The following is a 22,638-nucleotide window of genomic DNA, read 5'->3' on the forward strand; positions in this document are numbered from 1 at the left end:
TGACTATTAGGAGTCATCGAGTTCTTAGGGGCCGGATTGCCAAACGCTTAAAATTGGACGCACCCCTGATCCGATACCTGGAACAAGGAACGATGTACTCATACTCCTTCGTCTCCGTTTCGCCGGTTAGCTACGCACTTTAATCTTCTTAATAACTCGAGCTGGGTTGCCCGCGACGATGCTATTAGAAGGTACTGGCTCGAGTACAACGGAACCTGCCCCAACAACGCAGTTATCTCCGATACTACCACCGATAAATACTGAATTGGCGCCAAAATAAACGTTGTTTCCAACCTTTGGTGGTCCGAGTCGCTTATTCCTTCCACCGAGGGTTACATTTTGAGCGACGGTCACGTCGTCACCCAAAACAGCATTTTTATGAATTACAACTCCGATTCCTCCACAGCCCAACGTGAAATTATTGCCAATGGAGCAACCTGGGTATATTTTACAGTTAAAACGGCGAAAGACTAGGTCGCTAAGATAGTTTGCACCTCGGAAGAGCCCTAATTGATGAGCTTTATTGCTAGCGTAGTAAAGTTGCACGGCTGTCATTCCACTTAGCGCTGCCTGCCAAACGCAGTTACTACCCTCCGACTCATTGTTCAGGTAGACAGGAACTACAAAAGGCTTGTTGTAGGTTTCGGGTTGGCTTGAAATCAGGGGAATTGCTGATGGTCGTCTTTGGGCTATGTTTGCAACTTGTATTTCTGCAACACTGGTCGATTGTGAGCCAATATCATCGCTGAACATCGTCACATCGAATCCCGCCGTCGAAAGAGCCAGCGCAATTGTCAAATTGGATTCTGAGATCCCGTAAATATCAATTTTTTTCCAAGTAGCCATCGTTGGCCAAGATTGTTCTCGTGCAAGTGAGACAATTTGAGTCTGGCTGTAGCACTGTGAGAAGTCGGCTGGCAACAAGATTTCTTCGTCAATGCATTCGACTCGATAAGTAAGTTTTCCCGACTTGCTTGGCTTCGCTGGTGAAACTTCTAGACAGTTTCCTGCAATGAGCTCGCCAGGCTTTGTTGAGTACCAACCACGGAACGGCGATTTGGTCTCGCCCGAATAGACAGAGACGGTAATATTTTCGGAAAAAGTTAGTCTTAGGCTCTTGCCGAGTCTGTGTAGGACTATTTCACGATCGGTTGCATATGGGGTGCAGTTATTTGGAAGCAAAAAGCGTGACTTAATTGCTTCTCCTGAAGGGGTATCCCATTCATCAGTTACAGCAAAGACGTTTTTATCATCGACTTTGATAGTCCGAGTCAACACGATGTCCCGAACCTTCTTTTCCATCTTTAAGTAGGTTTCAGTTGCCTTTACTATGCGCGCGTTGATAATCCGGTTGCTTGAACGGTAAACATCCCATGGAAATTGGCTTTCAGGAGATTCGAAGTCCAGAACACTGTGGGCGAAGTTGCTGCGCAAAGCTTTTACGCGACCATCGGAATAGTTGTAGCTGTGAGTTCCGCCGTCGATGAAAAAGTCTACGCCTTTGTACGAAAGGTAGATCTGTGTGTCATCAACGTGTTTGTGCGTTATTGAGCTATGGCCAGCAGTAGCCAGGAGATAAAACTCGGGATTAGAGTAAACCCAAATGCCAACGCGCTCGTTGAAATGGGTTCCAAAAATTGGGGAGAGTCCAGTTGGGAGACGGGAAGAATCACCGCGTGGAACGTAGTGGCTGCTTGGCAGGAGCTGGAATCGTGATGTCTTATCAGCTAATTCGATAGTCCGGTCAATTTGCTCAAGCAGGCTCAAGTGAACTAGTTGGTCTGTGAATTTTTCTCGGATGGACGACAACAGATTGATCCATACACGATCATAGAGGGGCGAGTTTTCTCCACACCAACCGTCCTCGCCGTAGACCTGCTGGATGATCGCCGGCAGCATTGTTGAAATGGTGGATTCACATTTGCGAACTAGCTCATGATTCTTTATTTGGCCAAGAACCGATTCATCGGACGTGGCGTGTGCAATGCCGAAAAGTAGAGCTCTAATTAAAAAAAGGCCATGGTTGTTAAGCTTGATGCTTTCGGGCAGACACGACCACTCAATATCGTGGACAAGCGTTTGTGATACAACCTCAGATATGTATTCAGGATGGATCGAAGAGAGGTAGAGAATAGATTCAATTCGCATCGCTGTTGCATGGTCCCAGGACGGATTTAATCTATTTTGTTTACCTTTTTCTGGGCTAGATATCCATGAAAAATAGGAGTCTAAGACTTGTGCTGCATCTTTTCGAGAGATCAGCGAAGCCAATCGCGGTATAAATTGCCCCCCATGTAGGTAAAGCTGACCTGTTTTTCCAATTTGATTCTCAAAGTCCTGCCAGCAAGGAATGTCTGTGAATTCAAGTTTCTCCCCAGTTGGAAGCGACAAAATAGTTTTGCCATCTTCAACAGTAACTGAGGTGCCTCCTTGGGGCTCGAACACCGAGCGAGACAAGCTTTTCAATGTCGTCATTTGATTCGTAATTCTTCGTCTACTTATATTGTGGTTCCAAATGTTGAGATTCTTAGTTGAAAAATATTACGCTGAATTTTCGCAAAATTGGTACTCGCAGAGTTTTTCAGCGACAGATTTGCATCTCTGCGCACTCGGTAAAACCTGAAACCTATTCAGTGCTGAAATCTGGTAGCCTAGACCCTTTGCCTAGCAGCTCGGCAATAGCAGCAACAGAACGTTGAGCTGCCTTGCCATCACCGTATGGGTTCACGGCGTTCGCCATCGCTTCATAGACAGCTGGTTGATCCAGGAGCACGGTTGCTTCGGAGACGATGCGATCCTCGTCGGTACCTATTAGGCGCACGGTGCCAGCGGTGACAGCTTCTGGGCGTTCCGTATTCTCGCGCATGACTAGAACTGGCTTGCCAAGTGCAGGGGCTTCCTCTTGAACTCCGCCGGAGTCGGTGAGTACCAGGTGTGCACGAGACATCAACTTGGTGAACTCATTGTACGGCAGCGGATCAGTGACGATGATGTTGTCATGCCCTTCGATCTCTGGGAACACGGCATCGCGAACCTTTGGGTTCAAATGGGCTGGGAGCACGAAAATGGTATCAGGGTAAGCGTCGGCCAAACGAGCCATTGCGCGGCCGATATTAGCCATGGCATGCAGGCTCTCGCGACGGTGAGTCGTAAACAGGACGACCTTCGAATCAGAGTCTGCTGCCGACTGAAGCCGTTGATCGCTGAAGGTCGTATCCCAGCTGGATGCGACCAGCAGGGCGTCGATAACCGTGTTGCCCGAGACCACAATGTCAGCGGAGCGGAAATCCTCACGCTGCAGGTTGCGCTTCGATTCCTCGGTTGGTGCCAGGTGCAGTGCTGCGACCTGGCCGATAAGGCGTCGATTAGCTTCTTCCGGAAATGGGGACAGAATGTTGCCCGTGCGAAGACCGGCTTCGAGATGCACAATCTTCACACCTCGGTTAAAACCAGCGATTGCGGCTGCCATGGCGGTGGAGGTATCGCCTTGGGAGATGATTACATCTGGTTGTTCTTCCTCGATGATTTTGTCTAGCCCTTCAATGGCTCGCGCAACAATGCTGTTAAGCGTTTGACCGGGGCGCATGATGGAAAGATCGTGCTGTGGGGTAATGCCGAATTGAGCGTTTACCTGGTCCAACATCTCGCGGTGTTGTCCGGTGGTGACGGCTACTGAAACGAATCGGTCGTCGGCCTCTAGTGCCTTGATGACTGGGGCGACTTTAACTGCTTCTGGGCGGGTGCCGTATACGGTCATTACCTTAGGCGTAGACATGCAAAACCTCGTTGACGTTGATAAAAGGGGATTAATTAATTATATGCCTGCAGTGTATAATTTGCCGGTCAAGTGGCTTAGGGCATAGAAAAAGTGGGCAACTCAAAATGAGTGCCCACTTAAGTTTTCTCTAGGCAATGCGCCTAGTGAAGGTCATCAATTAGATGATGAAGCCCTCGTGCTTTGCCCAGTTAAAAGCAGCGTTGATGATGCCGGCAACGGTGATGGCACCGAGAGCCCAGAGGCCACCGACCCATGCTTCGCCCCATGCAGGAGCTTCAACCTTGTCCTTGTTCTCGCCGAAGATGACTTCGCCGGTGCTGTCCTTGTCAGCGTTCAGCCAGTCGCCGAATACGGAAGAACCGGAGGAGGTAGCAACCTTCTCAGGAACGTTGACGTCGCCAGCGTGAGCAACAGCGGAGCCAGAGATGGTCAGTGCGATAGCGGTTGCGGAAGCAACAGCGATGTTCTTGAAGTTACGCATTGTAAATCCTTTCAACCCCTAAGGGCCGTATGAGTGAGAGGTTCTCTTAGAACTTAGGGAGTGGGAGGATGTTGTTGTACGCGATGAAGTTGTACACAGGAGCTGCGATAGCTGCCAGGGATGCAATGGCGATGCCAGCGTAGGTGATGGCACGCATGTTGCCAGCCCACTCTGGGAAGGTGTACTCGGTGCCATCTTCGAGGGTGCCCTGCTCGCCAACTTCGAGGGTGGTGGAGCCGAATACGTCGCGGCCGTTAACAGGCTGGTCTGCATTCCAGGCTGCACCGATCTCGGAAGACAGGGTAGCGTTTGCAACGGAGGTAGCGCCGAAGGTAAGTGCAACGGCGGTAGCGCCAGCAAGAGCGGCATTACGGAACTTACGCATGAAGAAATCCTTCACTTGAGGTTTGGGTTATGTGCTTTTGCACCTTCGGCTGCCGTGTTCGACAACCTTCAAAGGAGCATTCTATGGGAACTTTGGTGATTCGTCGTAGTGAACCAGTCAAAAACTCCCACGGGAATCTCCCAGTGTACTCCACGGCGGACTAATCAGTACATTTCTAAGTTCCTCAAAACATGAATAAAACCGGCCGATTTATTGGGTTTTACCAGTTGGCTTTGGATTTGGGTGTTACACCTGCAGAAATCGACTTTTAGAAACTTAATAGAACCTAATAAAAACCACGTTGTTGTAACTTTTCCCTCAAGTGGGGGTGGTGAAGAAAGTAGCAGATGTGCCAGGTGGGGCAGGCGGGGAGGTTTGGGCTGCCGCTAGAATCTAATGGCATGGAGTTGTTGGTGACTGGCGGTGCCGGATTTATTGGGGCGAACTATGTGCGTCGCACGCTTGAGACGCAGCCGGGTACTGAAATTATGGTGCTCGATAAGCTCACCTACGCCGGAAATGCCACAAACCTCGCAGGAGTGGACGCCGAGCTGGTGGTGGGGGACATCTGCGATGCGGGCCTAGTGCAGGGGCTCGTCGATAAGGCGGACGCAGTGGTGCACTTCGCCGCAGAGTCGCACAACGATAACTCCTTAGACAACCCGCGCCCCTTCGTAGACACCAACGTGATGGGCACCTTCACCCTGCTAGAAGCGGTGCGACGGACCGGCAAACGCTTCCACCATGTGTCCACCGACGAGGTCTTCGGTGACCTCGCCCTCGATGACCCGAATCGCTTCACCGAAACCACGCCATACAACCCATCCTCGCCCTACTCAGCGACCAAAGCCGCCTCCGATCACCTGGTGCGCGCCTGGGTGCGCTCCTTCGGGCTGCGCGCCACGATCTCCAACTGCTCCAACAACTACGGCCCCTACCAGCACATCGAGAAGTTCATTCCCCGGCAAATCACCAACATTTTGGACGGGCGGACACCTAAGCTCTACGGCACCGGGCTGCAAGTTCGAGACTGGATCCACGTGGACGACCACAACGACGCCATCAACCTCATCCTGGAACGAGGCCGACTTGGGGAGACCTATATTATTGGCGCCGACAACGACCACGTAAACAACCTCCAGGTCATCCGCCTCATCTGCACGCTGATGGGCCTGGACGAAAACGCCTTTGAACACGTCGCCGACCGGCCCGGGCACGACATGCGCTACGCCATGAACTCCACCAAACTCCGCCAGGAACTCGGCTGGGAACCCCGGTTCACCTCCGCCGACGATGGAATGCGGCGCGGCCTCGCGGAAACGATCGAATGGTACCGCGACAACGAAGCCTGGTGGCGCCCTCTCAAAGACGCAGTGGAAGCAAAATGCGCGGAGCGCGGACAATGACCGGCCGCGTGCTTATTACCGGTGCGAACGGACAGCTTGGCCGGGCGCTCATGACCCTGCTGGGCACGCGAGCCTTAGGGCTGGGGCGTCACGAGCTGGACATTACATCTTCCGACGCAGTGGCAGCCCTGCCCTGGTCCTCGCTCTCCGCAGTGATCAACTGCGCCGCCTACACCGCAGTGGATTGCGCAGAAGCCGAGGTGGAGCAGGCGTGGGCCGTCAACGCCACTGGTCCCGCCTTGCTCGCACGGGCATGTGCTGCACATGATGTGCCGCTGGTGCATATTTCCACCGACTACGTCTTCTCCGGCCTAGTCGCGGAGCACGCGGAGGACGAGCCGGTGGCGCCGCTGAACGTGTACGGAGCCTCCAAAGCCGCCGGTGAACTGGCCGTGCTCGCCGCCTGCCCCAACGCGTACGTAGTGCGCACCAGCTGGGTGGTAGGCGACGGCGCCAACTTCGTGCGCACCATGCTGGGGTTGCGCTCGCGCGGAATTACGCCGTCGGTGGTGGACGACCAATTTGGCCGCCTCACCTTTGCCGATGACCTCGCCGCCGCATTGGTGGAATTGGTGGATCGCCATGCAGAACCCGGCATCTACCACTTCTCCAACTCTGGAGACGTAGTGAGCTGGGCCGACATCGCCAACGAGCTGTTGCCCATCACGCGCGTAAGCACCGCCGAGTACTACGCCGGGCGATCCGGCATAGCCGCCCGGCCGACACACTCCACCTTTGACCTGCGAAAGATTCGCGCCGCGGGCATTTCACCGCGCGACTGGAGGGTAGCCTTGAGCGAATACGTCGATAAGCAGCGGGAGGCATGATGAAAGGCATCATCTTGGCGGGCGGCTCGGGCACGCGCCTGTACCCGATCACGAAAGGCATCTCCAAACAGCTGATGCCGATCTACGACAAACCCATGATCTACTACCCGCTCACCACCCTCATCCAAGCGGGCATCCGCGAGATCCTGGTGATCACCACGCCCGAGGACAGCTTCGCGTTCCAGCGGTTGCTTGGCGACGGCTCGCAATGGGGCCTATCTCTGTCTTACGCGGAGCAACCGCGCCCGGAGGGACTCGCGCAGGCGTTCCTGATCGGCCAAGAGTTTATTGGGGATTCTCCCGTTGCTTTGGTTTTGGGAGACAACATCTTCGACGGCCACGCGCTGGGCGCCTCACTACGCTCCTGCACGCACGGCGAAGGCGGGACAGTATTCGCCTACCAAGTCTCCGACCCCTCCCGATACGGAATCGTTTCCTTTGGCGCTGACGGGCGGGCCGAATCGATCGAGGAAAAGCCCGTGCGGCCTCGTTCGAACTACGCGGTGGTGGGCCTGTACTTCTACTCAAATGACGTCGTCTCCATCGCTCGAGGGATCAAGCCGTCTGCGCGGGGCGAACTCGAAATCACCGCAGTCAACGAGGCCTATCTGCAGCGTGGCGACCTCCGGGTGGAACGCCTGCAGCGTGGCGATGTCTGGCTGGACACCGGCACCATCGACTCCATGTCCGAAGCTGCCGCCTACGTAGAAGTGATGCAAAAACGCACCGGCATCGCCATCGGCTCGCCAGAGATTGCCGCGTACCGGGAGGGATTCATCTCGCGTGCTTCTTTGCTGGAGCTGGCTTCGCCGCTAATGAAGTCCGGATACGGCCGGTTCCTTGTGGAGGCCGCGGGGTAGATTTTTCGCGGCGCTGCCTGGGGCGGGCGGTGCTGCTTGGGGCACGCGGTGCTGCCTGGGGTGGGCGGTGCTGCCTGGGGTGGGCGGTGCGTGCGGAAATTGTGTGCTTGTAATGGCGGGATTGGTCTTAAAACCCCAGGATGCTTGATCGGGAGAAGCACACAATTTCCTGGCGTGGGGTGGGGAAGCAAAAGAAAATCCCGGAAACCTGGGGAGGTTTCCGGGAGCAGAGAGGTAGAAACTAACCGATCGCCCAAAGGACGTCGCCCTTGTGGTCGGCCATGTAGCGGCCCCACGGCTGCCAAGTGTGCAGGCCAGCGCCGTAGTGGCGGTGGACGTTGAGGCCCTGGTGGCGGGCCTTGTCCGTGAAGGAGTTGGTGGACAAGGTGATCAGGGTTTCGCCGTGGATGGAGATCGCGTCAGCGCCCAGCCAGCCTGGGTAGGATTCGCCGGCGCCGGGGTGGCTGTTTCCGGACCAGACGTGGACGTCCACGCCGCCGTCGCGAAGCTTGTGCACGTTGGCCACTGGGTCAGCGTGCAGGATGCGGCCGGGGAACTCGAGAGGGTTAATGGTGAACCACTCCCACAGGAACTTGCCGGAGTGCAGCAGGGAGGCGATGGAGAAGCCAGCGATCATGCCCACGTGGGTGGCCATCGCGGGGTCGATGAAGCCAGAAAGGGCGTGGGCCTGGCGGAACTGGTCTGGGTGATGCGCGGAGAGGGTGAGGGCAGGGATTGCGCCCATCGATACGCCGGCGATGGCGTTGCGGTGCGGATCCACTCCGAAGTGCTGCTGCAGGTAGCCCGGGAGCTCGTAGGCGAGGAAGGTTTCCCACATAGGGCGTTCCTGGCCGGAAGACATGAAGTCATTGGCAACGCCACCCCAGTCTGCGTAGAACTCGCCTGCGCCTCCGGCGGGCATGACGAGGGTGATGTTGTCGTTTTCAAACGTGGCCGGGGCAGTGGACACGGACGCCCAGTTGGAGTCGCGTTCGCCGACCTGTGCGCCGTCCAGCAGGTAGAGGCCGCCGTTGCCGCCGTTGGTTGCGGCCTGGATGAACACGAGCATGTTCCGGTTGTGCGCCGGGGACCAGACCTCGCATGCCTGGATCCAGTGGCCTTGTGGTGCCCAGGTGCAGCCGGGCCGTAGCCAGTCTCGACCGTCGGCGTGGGCAGCAGGGGCAGCAGCGAAAATCGTTGCTACGGCCACGAGCAGGGCCAACAGCATGTTGCGGATGTGACTCGTGTTAAACGAGTGACTGGAGTGTTTTAGGCGCATGCACTAAAGCATATTATTTATTTTTGCCTGCGCAAGTTAATCGACCAACAAAATTTTAGGTGTCACCCAGCAAGGTGCGGTTTTCCCGCTTGCTGGGTTGCGGACGGGGTGAATGGCTAGCTGGGTTCGACTTGCTAGGCGCTGCTTGGTGCTGCTTGGCTGGGATGCATTCTGGTGTCTTTGGTTCTGTCATTTTTCGGCTAAAAGTGGCTGAATTGGAGACAGTGGATTACGGTGCCTTGGCTGGTTCGTCAAGTAGCACGGATTTGGGGGGAGACCCAGCGCTCGTCAGTGTTTCGGGCCTGGAGATAACGTTCAAAACTCTTAGATTGGTACGTGCGTGTGACGGCAGTAGCCCACCCGGTGTTTCGATCCCCCTCGCGCACCGTGACTTGGATGAGAAACTCTGGGGCTAGGGTCTCGCCTAGCAGGCGCTGATCTGGGCTCATGCCAGCGGGGAACGCGAGGGAGCCAGGTAAAACCACCCAGTCGTAATCCTTCACGCTGTTAATAAGCGTGGTAGGCGGAATCGTTTTGATCTTGAGGTCGTAGGGGTTGTACACCACGTCTGCGGCGGTGACGTCCTCGGCGGACACAACCGGGTTGAACTTGATCCAGCCGGCTTGCTCGAGCAGCTTCAGCGTTCGGGCGCGGTTACCTGGGAAGTCCGGAACTGCGACGCTTTGCCCTGGCTGCACCTGATCAAGGTGAGAATGGATGCTGGAATACAGGCCCACCTCGATGGACGGGATCGGCTGGATATTAATCAGCTTCGTGCCGTGCTGCTCATTAAAAGAGGTGGTGAATCGCGAATTTTGCTCGACGTTTAAGTCGACTTCTTTGTTGGCCAGCGCGAGTGCGGCGTCGACAAGCTCGGGCTTATGGACGTACTTGATGTCGTAGCCCATTCGTCGCAGCTCCGGGGCCACGGCCTCCTGGAACATCACCGAATAAGGACCCAAGGAGGTGGAGATTCTCAGCAGCTTCTTGCCGGAGGGGCCGCTGCAGGCGCACAGGGCAAAAGCCAAGCACACAACTGTGACAAAACTAAGGACCCAGCGACGGGGGTATCCGCTAACGTGCACGCTGATCCTCCCGCGGGCCAAGAAATTCTGTCACAGCAATAATACCAGCTCAGCGGGGATCGGCAGGTGGTAGGTGTGCTTTAGTGCTTAGATGCGGATGCCGTACTGGGCCAGGAAATCCTTGATGATCTGCTGCACGTTCGGCAGCACGATGGACTGGCCGCCAGGCAGTGCGAACGTGACGGTCGGCAAGCCAGGGGCAGAAGACACAATCGGAGCTGGGCCCGCAGGGGCTTCTGGGGCAGGGGCCGGAGCTGCACCGGCATCGGCCTGGCCACCATCAGCTGGGGCAGGAGCCGGTGCTGGCGCAGCGTCACCGCCACCCTTGAGGCCACAGCGATTCGCGGCTTCGTCGACACGCGCGAGGGCGTCGCGGATCTGCGGGCCGCGCGAATCGACCATCGCGAGGAGGTTGGCCTTCGCGACCTTATCGTTGTAATCGGCTTCGTTAGTCCAGTACTTGGTGGCTTGCTCGCAGGAAATAGGGCCAGCTGGCAGGGCCGCGAGAACCTGATCGACCTGGTCCGCATTCGCGACCGCAGGGGCAGCGACGAGGCCGGAGGTGAGGGCGACAGTAGCAAAGGCACGGTGGAAACGCTTAGAAGTCATGTCGCCCAATATGGCACATCTTTGAGTGGTGCGCCACGAAATCCGGGAACTGACAGGGGATCGTGACTGAAGCGTTGCATAACCTCGGCGCGCGTACCCGACTCTGGCTAGGCTGGCTGCCATGGAGCCCAACCTCGTGCACTGCGAATCTGCCGACAAAGCCGTCGACGAACTCATCCGGCTGTATGACGAAGCCATCGCCAAAGCGCTCGACCTGCTCGAACAGGGCACGCCCGAGGGCTACGAGGAAGTGGTCTACCCGCGCCTCGTGATTGATGTCGAGCAGTGGCGGCCGATTGATCGTACGGAGCCGTTCGCGTACGTCGATAAGGCAGGGCGCTACGCCGCGACCCTCTCGCGCCCGCGTCTGATGCGCACCTACCTCGTCGAAATGATCGCGCGCCTCACCGCGAACTACCCGTGCACAATCTGGGTCGGCCCCTCCACCGAACAAATCCCGCCCGCCTACATCGACGACGCCCCCACCCTCGGCCGCGACACCGCCTTCCCGCAGCCCTCGCTCGATGCCGTAGACGACGCAATTATCGACGGCGAATGGGATGCATTCCACGGCGACGAACTGCCACTTTTTCATTTCACCGCCCAGCGCTTCGACATCGCCTGCAAGCGCATCGAGCACTACACCGGGCTCGAAGTCGAAGGCGTGCAAAAGTTCATCCTCTTCACGAACTACGACATGCACATGGCAGAATTCCTTCGCTTTGCTGAGGCAGCGGGTGGACGCTACGTCTCCGTGTCCTCCTCGCCCGCAGGCGTGCAGATGCCACGCATCGACTTGTGCACCGCAGCCGGCGACGGCATCACCATGATCAATATCGGCGTCGGCCCATCCAACGCCAAAACCATCACCGACTGCCTCGCGGTCCTGCGCCCCGAATGCTGGGTCATGATCGGACACTGCGCTGGCCTCGACGGCCGCATGCGCATCGGCGACCTCATCCTCGGCAACGCCTACCAGCGCCGCGACTCGCTTCTCGACGGGCGCGTCGGCCTCGACGTCCCGATCCCCGCCATCCCCGAGGTACAAATCGCCCTGACCGCCGCCGTCCACGAAATCTACGGCGGCGACATGTCACTCATGCGCACCGGCACCGTCCTGTCCACCGCCGACCGCAACTGGGAATGGCACACCCCACGCGAACTCTGGGAATCCCTCCGCGGATCCACGGCGATCGCCGTAGACATGGAATCCGCCGCACTCGCCGCCAACGGCTACCGCTACCGCGTCCCCTACGGCACCCTACTTTCCGTCTCTGACCTGCCCCTACATGATGTACCGAAACTACCCGCGGGAGCACGCGCGTTTTACTCGTCCTCCAAAGAAGCCCACGTCATGTGCGCAGTGCATGCGGTGGAACAACTCGCGCTCGACCCAGCCCGGCTGCGCACCCGCAAACTGCGCCGCACCATCGGCGAAGTGCCCTTCCGTTAACCCATCCGGGCCTCGAGGACTGCCTTGCTGGCCTGGCGACAAGTCAGCGGTGAAACCACCGACGGGAGCGCTAACTCGCACCTATGCTTAGCCCCATGAAGCAAAAACTCAACCTCCTCTTTGACCTCTACGGGGTCCTGCTGCGCACCCAATCCCCGCAAGCGCTAGCGAACCTAGAGCGCACGATCGGATCCGGCCCAGAAATGTGGGAACCCTACTGGCGCCTGCGCCCCGGCTACGACGCCGGCACCCTAAGCGACGAAGCATACTGGGCAGCCATGCAAAAAGAACTCAAACTTGAACCCTTCGACTACGAAGCAGCACGACGCGTCGACTTCGATGGCTGGCTCGAACCCGATCAAGAAATGATCGATTACGTCCTCGAACTCACACGCGCCGGGCACCGCGTGGGACTGCTCTCCAATATCCCCATCGGGCTGGGCGAAGCAGTGAAAGCAAAGCACACCTGGCTGAGCGAGTTTGATGCCGTGGCGATGTCCGGGGAGATGGGCGTCGAAAAGCCCAGCGTGCGGGCCTACGAGCTGGCGCTAGAGCTGCTTGGCACGCAGGCAGCGCAGACCCACTTCTTCGACGACAACCCTGCCAATGTTGCGGCGGCCGAGCGCGCCGGGCTCAAGGCGCACCTCTTCAAAGACATCAATGACCTGCGGAAAGTTGTAGACAATGATTAAAGAATTCAACGGCAAAGCACCCAAAATCCACCCCACGGCGTTCGTCGCGCCCAACGCCGTCATCATCGGCGATGTCGAGATCGGACCCGACGCCAGCATCTGGTACAATGTGGTGATCCGCGCGGACGTCAACAAGATCACCATCGGCGCGCGCACCAACATCCAGGACGGCAGCGTCCTCCACGTCGATGCGGACGCACCCTGCACGCTTGGCGACGACGTCACGGTCGGCCACATGGCGCTGGTCCACGGCGCCATGGTAGGCAACGGCACCCTCGTCGGGATGAAGTCCGCGCTGCTGAGCCGCAGCGTCATTGGGGAAGGATCCCTGATCGCTGCCGGTGCGATCGTGCTGGAAGGACAAACAATCCCAGAGCGCACGCTTGCCGCGGGGATTCCCGCGAAGGTCAAACGCGACAACGAACGGGAGTTCATCTCCCACGCCGCGAAGTACGTAGCGCTATCGAAAGAGCACCAAAACTAGCGGCTGCTTTTCTCGCTCGCGACGCTGCTCTTGGCGGCACGGTTGCTGGCGCGACTGGCCTCCCGGGCCAACTTGAGTGGATCTGCCTGCAGCGGACTCATCGCCAACGCAGCGGAAATCGTGCGCAAGGTTTCCAATTCGGGGCGGGTTACCCGAAGCTGCACCTCAGTACCTAGCTCAGTATTGAGGAGCGAGCGGATGCGGGTGCGTACCTGCGGATCGGAAAAGCCAGTCCCCGAAAACAACACGCTGGAAGGGCGTGGGCCGTTAATGATGTAACGCAGCCATTCGTCTACCGTGCGGATCTCGGAGGTGGAAATGATGGCGTTTTCGGTAATCCAGGCAGCTGACGTACTGTTTTCATCAAAAAGCACGAAGACATTAGCCTGGTTCCGATTCTGCTGCACCTCCGCAATAGCGATCGACGCGGCCGCATTCGCAGCGATAGCAGGCACGCTGAACTCAAACTCCAAACGATGCTTGATCCAGGACAAATCCGTCCAATGTGGGCTAGCAACGCCGAGGGAAATGCTCCGCAGCGGCATCGGGACCTCACCCTTGATGCGGTGAATCGCAGCCATAATGTACTCGAGTACATCGCTGACCGGGTGTTCAGGCGCCGCCTCCGCGACATGCACCTCGCGCAACAGGCGACCCCGGAAGTCATAACAACCAATAATGCAGTCATCGACATCAACGGCGATGCCGATCAACAGCCCTGGCCAGGTTGTTAATTCCAGCGGAACCACTGGCCGACCAGGGCGAGTGGTATTGATCAAATCACGACGTTCCTGCAGCAATCCCGCAGTGGTCAGCGCAATGACCGCGCGAGTAATGGTCGGCTGCGAGAGCCCCGTGGCCGTCACCAGCTCGCCACGGCCGATCCTCGGCGACTGGCGAATATGATAAAGCACCTGAGCAGCCGGGGTAGTCGGCTTCTCAAAAATCTGGTGAAAAGCAGTTTGCATGTCCAATAATCTTACCGAACTGTGCATGATTAGCCCCGATTGCTCGCCTCAATACCCGGAGTGTTTTTGACTACGGGAAACAAATGCCAGGGAAGTTTGCCCACGTCAGCGCCATGGTCCGGCCTAAACTGCGGGATTGCTAAAAGAAAGCTAGCGAGTTCGGGCTGGTCGGGAACAGGGCGTCGATAAGCCCCGGCTTGGGTTCGCGGCGAAAAGGGCTAGACTAGTCCACCATGACTGTCCAGCCGCGCCAGCCCTCGCTACTCGACGCCACCTGCGACGCCTTCGTGCATGACCTCGCAGCGCTGACCCCAACCGACGCCACCGCCTGGGGCATCGAAGGCCACGACCACGAACTTGAAGACTTTTCCCCGGCCTATTGGGACGCGCTCGCCGACCGTAGCCGCGACATGTTGGCAGATGTCGACGCCTTCGACGACTGCACCGACTGCAACGACGACGAAGACGACTTCGACGACGTAGACCGCACCACCGCGCGCGTCCTGCGCGACCGGCTCTGCCTACAGCTGGACCTCCACCACACCAGCGAATACTACGGCCTGCTCAATAACCTGGCCTCGCCAGTGCAGACCATCCGCGACACCTTCGCGCAAATGGAACCAGGCACCGACACCCTCCGCGCCCGCATGTCCAAGGTGCCACACGCGCTCGCTGGCTACCGCGAATCACTCGCCCTGGCCACCGCACAAGGCCGGGTCGCAGCCTTGCGGCAAGTCGAACTCCTCATCACCGAATGTAACCAGCTGGCCGGCGCCCACTCCATGCTGGACACCCTCGGCATCGCCGGCACGGAAGTCACCGCCGCCAAGCGCGCGTTCAGCGAGACCGCCAACTGGCTTTCCGAACACCTCGCCCCCAATGCACCGCTTGTCGACGCCGTCGGCCGCGAACGCTACGAGCGCTTCTCCCACCAGTGGGTAGGAACCCGTGTTGACCTGGACGAAGCTTATGAATGGGGCCTCGACCAGCTCGGTGAAATCCGAGCCGAACAACAAAAACTCGCCGCCGAGCTCTACGGCACCGGGGTCACCGTCGGCGATGCCATGGGACGCCTCAACGCCGACCCCCGCTACACCATCCACGGCACCGATGAGCTGCAGAAATGGATGCAAGAACAAGCCGATCGTGCCGTAAAGGAGCTCGGGGAGAGTGAATTCAACATCCCCGAGCAAATCCGCACCATCGAATGCCGCATCGACCCTTCCGGCACCGGAGGTGTGTTCTACACCGCCCCCACCGATGACTTCAGCCGCCCGGGACGCATGTGGTGGTCTGTTCCCGCAGGTGAAGACACCTTTCATACCTGGCAGGAACTCACCACCGTCTACCACGAAGGAGTGCCTGGGCATCACCTACAGATCGGTGCGGCTCTGCTCGCGCCACTCAACCTGTGGCGACGCGCAGCCTGCTGGAACTCCGGACATGGCGAAGGCTGGGCCCTCTACGCGGAATCCCTCATGCGCGACCTCGGCTACCTCGACGACCCCGGCTTCCGCATGGGCTTCCTCGACGCCCAGCGTCTCCGCGCAGCGCGCGTCGTCCTCGACATCGGCGTGCACCTCGGGAAAACCGTGCCAGACGGTATCTCCACCTGGGACGCCTCCTTCGCCCGCAACTTCCTGCGCGAAAACAGCGCGATGTCCGATACCTCCCTCGACTTCGAGCTCAACCGCTACCTCGGCTGGCCCGGACAGGCCCCGTCCTACGCGCTTGGTCAGCGGCTCTGGCAAGACTTGCGCAACGAGGCGGTCTCCGCAGGCCAGTCCGTGCAAGACTTCCATGCGCGCGCGCTGGCGTTGGGATCCATCCCAATGCACATCCTCCGCGAAGAAGTGCTACGCGGCTAAAAGATTGGCGTTTTTATGCCGACCCCAGCCACCGGAGTAAGCTGAATCGATACATTGACTTAATTCGTTGACTGGGGCGCTCATGGACCTTTTGCGGCAGCTGCTGGACGTCCAGGGCATACTTGGCGATTTCGGCCTACTCGGCCTAGGGACAATCGTCTTTGCCGAAACTGGATTGCTCGTAGGCTTCTTCCTGCCTGGCGATTCCCTGCTGTTCACCGCAGGCATGTACTCCGCTGCCGCCGAACCTTTCGCGCCCTTGTGGGCGGTCATGCTGGTGGTATTTGTGACCGCGGTCGTCGGCAACCAACTCGGCTGGTACATCGGGTACAAAACCGGGCCGATGATCATGCGGAGCAAGTCGGTACAGCGCATGGGCGACGACCGAGTCCACAAAGCTGAGGAGTTCTTTGCCAAACACGGCGCAAAAGCGGTGCTGCTCGGCCGGTTCGTGCCCTTCGTCCGCACCTTGGTGCCGGTGCTAGCCGGGGTGAGCGAAATGCCACTGAAGGTGTTTAACACCTACAACGTCCTGGGCGGAGCAGTGTGGGCCGTGATCGTCCCTGGCGTGGGACATTGGCTAGGCGGGGTCGAGTTCATCCGCGAGCACGTCAACGAAATTTTCGTAGGCGCAGTGGCACTGGCATTCGTGCCACTGCTAGCCCAGGGGCTGATACGGCGCATTTATCGACGCTCAACGGCGCCGCGTCAATAGCCGCACGATCGATGGCAGGTAGCTGGCGACCAACACGATCGAAATTAGGCGGATGACCTGTAGCGCTGCGACAGAAGGGCCGGCGCCGAACTCGTCGGCAAGCGCCAGCACCGTTTCCAGGCCACCCGGGGTGGTGCCGAGGTATGCCTCGAAATAAGAGGTGCCCAGCCACAAGTGGAGCGGGACGGCGAACAGTGCGCAGCTAGACATCAGTACACCGATGAAAACGAACGTGGCGGGCAACCGCTTGGTGAACATCTTCAGAGCGGTGGTCGAAAGAGCGCCACCAGCAGCCCAACCGATCGAGGCGAACGCCACCAGCTTCGCCTCCGGCGGCAGCGCGAGGGCGGACGGGTGCGAGAAGAACTGGGCGGCGAGGATCGTCAAGATCATCGGGCCGAGGATCGACGGCGACGGGATCCGCAGCAACTTGCCGAGCGGTTCGCCCACGATGATGATCGCGATCAACGTGAGATAGCCCTGCCACGAGTGGAAGACGGCTGGGTGCTCTACCCCGCCTGAGGGGACATCCATCAACGGCACGAGCAGCGGCAAAGAAATCGCCACACACAGCACACGCAGGTACTGAGTGAGGGTGACATAGCGGAAGTCCGCGCCCACCTCCTGGGCAATGACCGGCATCAACGACGCGCCACCCGGCAACATCGAGGTGATGCCCGTCTCCGGGGAAATCTCCGCCGAAGAGCGGGCCAAGATAAGGCCACCAGCCAAACCGATGCCAATGGTCAGAGCGGCAACGATCAGACCAGGCACAATAAAATGCAGGAGCTGGTGGGGATCCGCAGCAATGATCGGTGCGGCCGCCAAAATAGCGATCATTGAGCGTGCGACATTGCCCACCAACGGATGGACATGCAATTCTTCCTCGGTGTAAATCGCACACCCCGCCGAGGCGACAATCGCCGCCAAAATCCACGCGGCAGGCACGTGCAACCAACTAAAGAGTGCGCCCAGGATGGCCGTTACTGGCACCACGACCAGCCACCGAATAACGGATGTAGACCTCACGAAACACACCCCTTAAAGACCTATACTTACTAGTTGGTTAATGAAGAACGACTAAGGAGCATACGCCGTGAGTCTCGGAGTAGGTAGTTCGGCGGTGCTCGTCGGCGGCGCAGCCGTAGCTGGCTGGGTCGACGCCGTCATCGGCGGTGGCGGGCTGATTCTGATCCCGCTGATCATGGCCGTCATGCCCCAGCTTGCTCCCGCGGTTGCTTTGGCTACGAATAAATTGGCGGCGGTCTCCGGGACGGCCTCGGCGGCCTACACGCTGACGCGCAAGGTGGACGTCGATAAGCGTAGGCTGCTGGTCTACGTGCCGGTGGCGATGCTGTGCTCCGGGGTGGGGGCGCTGGCTGCCTCGATGATCGCGAAAGAGGTCATGCGGCCCATCGTGATCGTATTGATGCTGTTCGCCGGCATTTTCGTGGCGCTCAAGCCCGATTTCGGGGAAGGGGAAAGCCTGGACGCGCCGGCCCGCGTGCGAAGGATTATCACCGTGGTCTTGGTTGGCTGTATTGCGTTTTACGACGGCATCTTCGGACCCGGCACCGGAATGTTCCTGATCATGGTGTTTACTGGCGTGCTGTCGCAGAATTTCCTCGCTTCGGCCGCGCTGACCAAGGTGGTGAACACGTCCACCAATGTTGGTGCCTTGGTGGTGTTTATTATTCACGGCCAAATCTGGTGGCAACTCGGCCTGTTGTTGGCGGTGGCAAATATTGCTGGCGCCCAGCTCGGAGCGAGAACTGTGCTTGGTGGTGGCACGAAACTCATCCGCTATGCGCTGCTGACGATGGTGGTGGTGATGAGCTGCTACCTCGCCAAGCAGCAATGGGGATGAGTTCTCATTAGTCACCTCGGCCGGCCCGGCGGTGTGTTATCCGACTAAGCTAAATCCGGTCTAAAACCGAACCGGAATGAGCGGAAATTGATGGGCACTTGGTGGCATGAAATTGGCAATATCGAAATTGCCGACACACGCGCGACATACCTCCTGCTAGCCGGGCTGGCCCTCACAGCCATTTACGCAGCATGGGGGATCTTTTCCCAAGCCAAAAGAACTGTGTCTGCCCTGGTGACGGCGCTCGTGGTCACCGCCATAGCGTGGCTGATCCTAGAAGTGACGTGGAAGCCTTTTCCGGACCGGGTGCCGTTCTACATCTACGCGTGCGGAGCAGCTGCGATTTTTGTGTTGTTCACGGCGGTGGTGCAACGCGGGCGTCGCATAGCGCTGAGCGTACTAGCAGTACTGTCGCTCGTGTTGGTGTACGGAGTGTTTAATTCGGAGTTCAAAGAGTACCCGACGGTGCGGTCGCTCAACCCGACCCCGGTCACGGTGGCGATGAGCTACGAGGAATTCCAGCAGCAGGCAGCCAAAACGGCCGCGCCCGAAATCGATGGCACACCAGTTGGGGCGCTGGTGACCGTCGACCTGCCCGCAACCCAGTTCACGCACCGACCCGCGGTGGCTTATGTCCCGCCCGCCTACTTCACCCAGCCTGAGCTGCGGCTGCCGGTCATCGTCATCTTGGCGGGTAATCCGGGCACCCCGCAGCAATGGTTTGAAGCGGGCTCTGCTGACTCCACCCTCGACGAATACCAGGCACAACACGGTGGGGTGAGCCCGATCCTCATCAGCGTTGACGGCACTGGGTCGTTTACCGCAAACCCAATCTGCGTGGATGGTCCCAAAGAAAAGGTGCAAACCTACCTTGCCGAAGACGTCCCACGCGGCATTAAATCCCAGTTCCGGGTACTGGAAGACCAGCAGAAATGGACCATCGGCGGGCTGTCCTATGGCGGGACTTGTGCGCTGCAAATCGTGACGAATGTCCCGGATTCTTACGGCACCTTCCTCGACTTCTCCGGGCAGCGTGAACCCACCACCGGCGACCACGCTAAAACTGTCCAGGAATTTTTTGGTGGCGATGAAGCGGCTTTCCAAGCCGTCAACCCAATCAAACTGTTGGAGCAAGCCAAAAGTAGCGATAAGTACCGCCACCTGCATGGACGGTTTGTCGTCGGCGAAGAAGATCAGCACTTCAAAGAAGACATGAAGATCATGCATGCCGCCGCCGTCGCTGCCGGAATCAGGGCCGAGTATGTCGAAGTTCCCGGCGGCCACTCCTTCCAGGTTTGGCGAGTAGCGTTGCGCGAGTCACTGGAATTCGCAGCCGAGCGAGGAGGCTTGAAGTGAGTGAATCTGGCAAATCAGCAGGAAAGGCGGGCAACACGACGCCAGTAGATCCCGGCAGTGCAGGGCATCTTCGTGCCTGGTCCGATCAGATCGGCACCGGCCTACGGTGGGCACCCGTCACCTTCGCTCTGCTGGCGGTGGTATGGGGCCTGCGGATCGCTTTTGGCTTTAACACGGTAGCCCTCAGAACAACCTTAGGTTTCAGTCTCAGCCCCGAGGTTGCCTGGTGGACCGTGTTTACCTCCATGCTCTCTGTTGGAACGTGGGCAGGCAGCATTTTCACCACGCTGGTCCTGCTCACTTTGGGTGTAACCACGGAGCGGGTGCTTGGTTCCCGGATGTTCGTGCTCGTGCTGATCACGCTGCATAGTGTGAGCGTGCTCCTCGGCGCAGCCACCGCCCAGGGTCTCACTCTGGTGGATGCCTACTGGGGGCATGAACTTACCGGCGAACGGATTTTGGCGCCGGGCGTCGGGGTTTTCGGTGCGGCGGCCTTTGCCACCCATGGCATGAACCGGTTGTGGCAACGTCGCATCCGCTTCTTCACCGTGGGTCTAGCGATCACATTGCTGCTCTACGCGGGTATTATGTTGGACTTCGCGTTGCTGTACTCCGTTGTGTTGGGCATCGTGGCCGGGATCGCGTGGGGACGTCGGCAAGGCAGACAACTGGAGCTTCCAAAAGCGCGACCTTCGATCCGCGAAATCCGCATCCTGGTGGCCACCGTCGTCGGTTCGGTGTTCGTTGGCCCCGTACTCACGGCGATGAACCCGGATTCGCCGGGCCCCTTCGCTGACGTCTCCATCTTCGTCGCCCCCCAGCTCTCCGCGGAGCACGTGGCCGCACTGTGCGAACTCGACGCGACCGGCCACCGCTGCCAACACGCCATGCAGGCGCTCCGCCAGTCCGGCATCGGCCCGCTGATCGCCAACTTCTTGCCCCTGCTGGTCATCGCGGTCATCCTGTATGGTCTGGCACGCGGGCGTCGATTAGCGTGGCGGGTAGCGATCCTCGCCCACCTGGTGACGATCGCGGTGCTGATTCAAGAGATGGCGCGCTTGCAGCTTATCGACGGCGATATCCTCACCTCCATCCTGCTCGCCGGCTGGTTGACGCTGCCCTGGCTGCTTTCCCTGGCGCTGTTGGGCTGGCGCCGGCCTTACTTCCAGGTCGTCCTCGACCGCAGTGTCAGCTACAAGTTCCGCAGCTTGCTCACAGTCTGGGCAATCTTTTCCTGCATGACGTGGCTGCTAGGAGCTTGGTTCCTCCGGGGCAGCTATCGCGCCGGGATGGGAGGCCCTGCGAGCTGGCAAGACATCCTGGCGTCGCTCCCGGTACGCTTCGTGCCACCGGCGATTGGGCGGTTCTACACGTTCGATGTGGTGCCGGTGAGCAACACCGCCTGGTGGCTGACCGAATGGGTGGGCATCATGTTCTGGTTCGGTTTCCTCGTGATGTTCTACCGGGCGCTCGCTGTTGACCCTAACCCGTGTTCTGCGGCGGAGCGGGAGCAAGCGCACGACATTCTCGTCGCGGGCAGCGGTGATCATATTTCCTGGATGACGCTTTGGTCAGGCAATTCCTATTGGTTCCACCCCGATGGGTACGTGGCCTACCGGCTGCACAATTCCATCGCTGTGACTGTCGGCGAGCCGGTGGTGCGGACAGGGGCGAACCCGCACGTGCTTGCCGACGCCTTCGAGGTGGAAATGTACGCCCGTGGCGCACAGGTGGCGTGGTACTCAGTGCGTGCAGCCTTTGCAGCGGACCGCGCTGCCGCTGGCTGGCGCAGCGTCCCCGTCGCCCAAGAATCAGTCCTGCACGCTGCGGAAACCGTCGAGTTTAAGGGCAAGAAATTCCAGGATGTGCGGACTGCCCGCAACCGGGCGGACAAGGAAGGCATCCGTGCGGTGTGGACCACGTGGGATGAAGCGGGCGTGGCCGTGCGCGATCAGATCGTGGCGCTCTCCGAAGAATGGGTCGCCGAAAAGAGTCTGCCCGAAATGGGCTTTACGCTCGGCGGATTGCCGGAGTTGGCGGACCCCGCGGTGAAGCTCATGGTCGCCCTCGATGAATCTGACCGTGTCCACGGGGTGACCTCCTGGCTGCCGGCGTACTCCGAAGGGAAGGTCACCGGCTTGGTGTTGGACTTTATGCGTCGCGACACGGAAGGGTTTAGGCCGGTGGTGGAGTTCCTCATCGCCGAAACCTTGCTATGCGCGCACGAGGAAGGATTGGCCTGGATTTCCTTGTCGGGCGCGCCTCTCGCGGTGGCAGGCACTGGAGTACTAGGCGGCGTGCTAGAGCGCGTCGGTGGGGCGCTCGAGCCACTCTATGGTTTCCGCTCGTTGGCGGCATTCAAACGGAAATTCCAACCCAGCCACGAGGAATGGCTGTTGGCCTACCGCGATGAGCTCGCGCTCCCCGCAATTGGCATGGCGGTATCCAAGTGCTACCTGCCGCGCATGGACGCCGGCCAGGTCGTGCATGTAGTGCGTTCCTTGCGGGCGTCCTAACAGCGCGCC

General features: G+C 58.9%; 20 protein-coding genes. 11 read left to right on the forward strand and 9 right to left on the reverse strand.

Features of this window, described 5'->3' with window-relative positions:
* Positions 1-126: 126 nt before the first annotated feature.
* The 4 genes from CEPID_RS12345 to CEPID_RS00710 all read right to left on the reverse strand — a co-directional run bounded on the left by CEPID_RS12345 (position 127) and on the right by CEPID_RS00710 (position 4,644).
* Positions 127-2,475: a heparinase II/III domain-containing protein gene (locus tag CEPID_RS12345; RefSeq protein WP_083984311.1), complete on the reverse strand. Its 2,349-nt coding sequence runs from the start codon at positions 2,473-2,475 to the stop codon at positions 127-129.
* Between the two features lie 151 nt (positions 2,476-2,626).
* Complete coding sequence (wecB, locus tag CEPID_RS00700; RefSeq protein WP_047239330.1) at positions 2,627-3,775, reverse strand: non-hydrolyzing UDP-N-acetylglucosamine 2-epimerase; 1,149 nt, start codon at positions 3,773-3,775, stop codon at positions 2,627-2,629.
* Positions 3,776-3,935: 160 nt separating this feature from the next.
* Complete coding sequence (locus tag CEPID_RS00705) at positions 3,936-4,259, reverse strand: hypothetical protein (RefSeq protein WP_047239331.1); 324 nt, start codon at positions 4,257-4,259, stop codon at positions 3,936-3,938.
* Between the two features lie 46 nt (positions 4,260-4,305).
* Complete coding sequence (locus tag CEPID_RS00710; protein WP_047239332.1) at positions 4,306-4,644, reverse strand: hypothetical protein; 339 nt, start codon at positions 4,642-4,644, stop codon at positions 4,306-4,308.
* Between the two features lie 401 nt (positions 4,645-5,045).
* Between CEPID_RS00710 and rfbB the strand changes: the two genes are divergently transcribed.
* From rfbB to rfbA, 3 genes are read left to right on the forward strand one after another with little or no spacing between them, the layout of a single operon-like run.
* A complete protein-coding gene (gene rfbB, locus CEPID_RS00715) occupies positions 5,046-6,050 on the forward strand; it encodes a dTDP-glucose 4,6-dehydratase (RefSeq protein ID WP_047239333.1) in 1,005 nt (334 codons plus the stop codon).
* Positions 6,047-6,877, forward strand: coding sequence for a dTDP-4-dehydrorhamnose reductase (gene rfbD / locus CEPID_RS00720; protein ID WP_158408000.1), 831 nt, complete (start codon positions 6,047-6,049; stop codon positions 6,875-6,877). The genes rfbB and rfbD overlap by 4 nt, the downstream gene beginning before the upstream one ends.
* Positions 6,877-7,737, forward strand: a complete 861-nt coding sequence (rfbA, locus tag CEPID_RS00725) for a glucose-1-phosphate thymidylyltransferase RfbA (RefSeq protein WP_047239335.1) — start codon at positions 6,877-6,879, stop codon at positions 7,735-7,737. Before rfbD ends, rfbA begins: the two co-directional genes overlap by 1 nt.
* A 241-nt stretch (positions 7,738-7,978) precedes the next feature.
* Here the strand turns inward: rfbA and CEPID_RS00730 are convergent, their stop codons facing one another.
* The 3 genes from CEPID_RS00730 to CEPID_RS00740 all read right to left on the reverse strand — a co-directional run bounded on the left by CEPID_RS00730 (position 7,979) and on the right by CEPID_RS00740 (position 10,710).
* A complete protein-coding gene (locus CEPID_RS00730) occupies positions 7,979-9,016 on the reverse strand; it encodes an alpha/beta hydrolase (protein WP_083984312.1) in 1,038 nt (345 codons plus the stop codon).
* A 251-nt stretch (positions 9,017-9,267) separates the two neighbouring features.
* Positions 9,268-10,044 carry a MetQ/NlpA family ABC transporter substrate-binding protein gene (locus tag CEPID_RS00735; RefSeq protein WP_144413400.1) on the reverse strand — a complete coding sequence of 259 codons (777 nt, stop codon included), beginning with the start codon at positions 10,042-10,044 and terminating at the stop codon, positions 9,268-9,270.
* Between the two features lie 144 nt (positions 10,045-10,188).
* Entirely contained in the window at positions 10,189-10,710 is a 522-nt protein-coding gene (locus CEPID_RS00740) for a hypothetical protein (RefSeq protein WP_047239338.1), read from the reverse strand.
* Positions 10,711-10,831: 121 nt separating this feature from the next.
* Here CEPID_RS00740 and amn point away from each other — a divergent pair, with 121 nt between their 5' ends.
* The 3 genes from amn (at position 10,832) to CEPID_RS00755 (ending at position 13,339) form a co-directional block, all read left to right on the forward strand.
* The gene (amn, locus tag CEPID_RS00745; protein WP_047239339.1) at positions 10,832-12,163 is read left to right on the forward strand and encodes an AMP nucleosidase; all 1,332 of its coding nucleotides are present in this window, start codon (positions 10,832-10,834) and stop codon (positions 12,161-12,163) included.
* 95 nt (positions 12,164-12,258) lie between these two features.
* Positions 12,259-12,855 carry an HAD family hydrolase gene (locus tag CEPID_RS00750; protein ID WP_047239340.1) on the forward strand — a complete coding sequence of 199 codons (597 nt, stop codon included), beginning with the start codon at positions 12,259-12,261 and terminating at the stop codon, positions 12,853-12,855.
* Entirely contained in the window at positions 12,848-13,339 is a 492-nt protein-coding gene (locus CEPID_RS00755; protein ID WP_047239341.1) for a gamma carbonic anhydrase family protein, read from the forward strand. The genes CEPID_RS00750 and CEPID_RS00755 overlap by 8 nt, the downstream gene beginning before the upstream one ends.
* Here CEPID_RS00755 and CEPID_RS00760 read toward each other — a convergent pair.
* Complete coding sequence (locus tag CEPID_RS00760; RefSeq protein WP_047239342.1) at positions 13,336-14,307, reverse strand: MarR family transcriptional regulator; 972 nt, start codon at positions 14,305-14,307, stop codon at positions 13,336-13,338. The genes CEPID_RS00755 and CEPID_RS00760 overlap by 4 nt on opposite strands.
* A 233-nt stretch (positions 14,308-14,540) precedes the next feature.
* Here CEPID_RS00760 and CEPID_RS00765 point away from each other — a divergent pair, with 233 nt between their 5' ends.
* Complete coding sequence (locus tag CEPID_RS00765; protein ID WP_047239343.1) at positions 14,541-16,175, forward strand: DUF885 domain-containing protein; 1,635 nt, start codon at positions 14,541-14,543, stop codon at positions 16,173-16,175.
* 82 nt (positions 16,176-16,257) lie between these two features.
* Positions 16,258-16,890 (forward strand): DedA family protein, encoded by a 633-nt coding sequence (locus CEPID_RS00770; protein WP_047239344.1) that lies wholly within the window; start codon positions 16,258-16,260, stop codon positions 16,888-16,890.
* On the opposite strand, the gene CEPID_RS00775 is transcribed toward CEPID_RS00770, so the two are convergent.
* Positions 16,870-17,919, reverse strand: a complete 1,050-nt coding sequence (locus CEPID_RS00775) for an AbrB family transcriptional regulator (RefSeq protein WP_201775205.1) — start codon at positions 17,917-17,919, stop codon at positions 16,870-16,872. The genes CEPID_RS00770 and CEPID_RS00775 overlap by 21 nt on opposite strands.
* Positions 17,920-17,986: 67 nt before the next feature.
* Here CEPID_RS00775 and CEPID_RS00780 point away from each other — a divergent pair, with 67 nt between their 5' ends.
* From CEPID_RS00780 to CEPID_RS00790, 3 genes are all read left to right on the forward strand, one after another.
* Positions 17,987-18,757, forward strand: a complete 771-nt coding sequence (locus CEPID_RS00780; protein WP_047239346.1) for a TSUP family transporter — start codon at positions 17,987-17,989, stop codon at positions 18,755-18,757.
* A 90-nt stretch (positions 18,758-18,847) separates the two neighbouring features.
* Positions 18,848-20,113: an alpha/beta hydrolase gene (locus tag CEPID_RS00785; protein ID WP_047239347.1), complete on the forward strand. Its 1,266-nt coding sequence runs from the start codon at positions 18,848-18,850 to the stop codon at positions 20,111-20,113.
* Positions 20,110-22,629: a phosphatidylglycerol lysyltransferase domain-containing protein gene (locus tag CEPID_RS00790; protein ID WP_052843257.1), complete on the forward strand. Its 2,520-nt coding sequence runs from the start codon at positions 20,110-20,112 to the stop codon at positions 22,627-22,629. Before CEPID_RS00785 ends, CEPID_RS00790 begins: the two co-directional genes overlap by 4 nt.
* The last annotated feature ends 9 nt before the right edge of the window (positions 22,630-22,638 follow it).

The organism is Corynebacterium epidermidicanis, assembly GCF_001021025.1.
Lineage (GTDB): Bacteria > Actinomycetota > Actinomycetes > Mycobacteriales > Mycobacteriaceae > Corynebacterium > Corynebacterium epidermidicanis.

Coding starts and splice junctions, on each gene's coding strand:
- CEPID_RS12345 (WP_083984311.1), bottom strand. CDS start 2,475: ATGACGACATTGAAAAGCTTGTCTCGCTCGGTGTTCGAGCCCCAAGGA.
- wecB (WP_047239330.1), bottom strand. CDS start 3,775: ATGTCTACGCCTAAGGTAATGACCGTATACGGCACCCGCCCAGAAGCA.
- CEPID_RS00705 (WP_047239331.1), bottom strand. CDS start 4,259: ATGCGTAACTTCAAGAACATCGCTGTTGCTTCCGCAACCGCTATCGCA.
- CEPID_RS00710 (WP_047239332.1), bottom strand. CDS start 4,644: ATGCGTAAGTTCCGTAATGCCGCTCTTGCTGGCGCTACCGCCGTTGCA.
- rfbB (WP_047239333.1), top strand. CDS start 5,046: ATGGAGTTGTTGGTGACTGGCGGTGCCGGATTTATTGGGGCGAACTAT.
- rfbD (WP_158408000.1), top strand. CDS start 6,047: ATGACCGGCCGCGTGCTTATTACCGGTGCGAACGGACAGCTTGGCCGG.
- rfbA (WP_047239335.1), top strand. CDS start 6,877: ATGAAAGGCATCATCTTGGCGGGCGGCTCGGGCACGCGCCTGTACCCG.
- CEPID_RS00730 (WP_083984312.1), bottom strand. CDS start 9,016: ATGCGCCTAAAACACTCCAGTCACTCGTTTAACACGAGTCACATCCGC.
- CEPID_RS00740 (WP_047239338.1), bottom strand. CDS start 10,710: ATGACTTCTAAGCGTTTCCACCGTGCCTTTGCTACTGTCGCCCTCACC.
- amn (WP_047239339.1), top strand. CDS start 10,832: ATGGAGCCCAACCTCGTGCACTGCGAATCTGCCGACAAAGCCGTCGAC.
- CEPID_RS00750 (WP_047239340.1), top strand. CDS start 12,259: ATGAAGCAAAAACTCAACCTCCTCTTTGACCTCTACGGGGTCCTGCTG.
- CEPID_RS00755 (WP_047239341.1), top strand. CDS start 12,848: ATGATTAAAGAATTCAACGGCAAAGCACCCAAAATCCACCCCACGGCG.
- CEPID_RS00760 (WP_047239342.1), bottom strand. CDS start 14,307: ATGCAAACTGCTTTTCACCAGATTTTTGAGAAGCCGACTACCCCGGCT.
- CEPID_RS00765 (WP_047239343.1), top strand. CDS start 14,541: ATGACTGTCCAGCCGCGCCAGCCCTCGCTACTCGACGCCACCTGCGAC.
- CEPID_RS00770 (WP_047239344.1), top strand. CDS start 16,258: ATGGACCTTTTGCGGCAGCTGCTGGACGTCCAGGGCATACTTGGCGAT.
- CEPID_RS00785 (WP_047239347.1), top strand. CDS start 18,848: ATGGGCACTTGGTGGCATGAAATTGGCAATATCGAAATTGCCGACACA.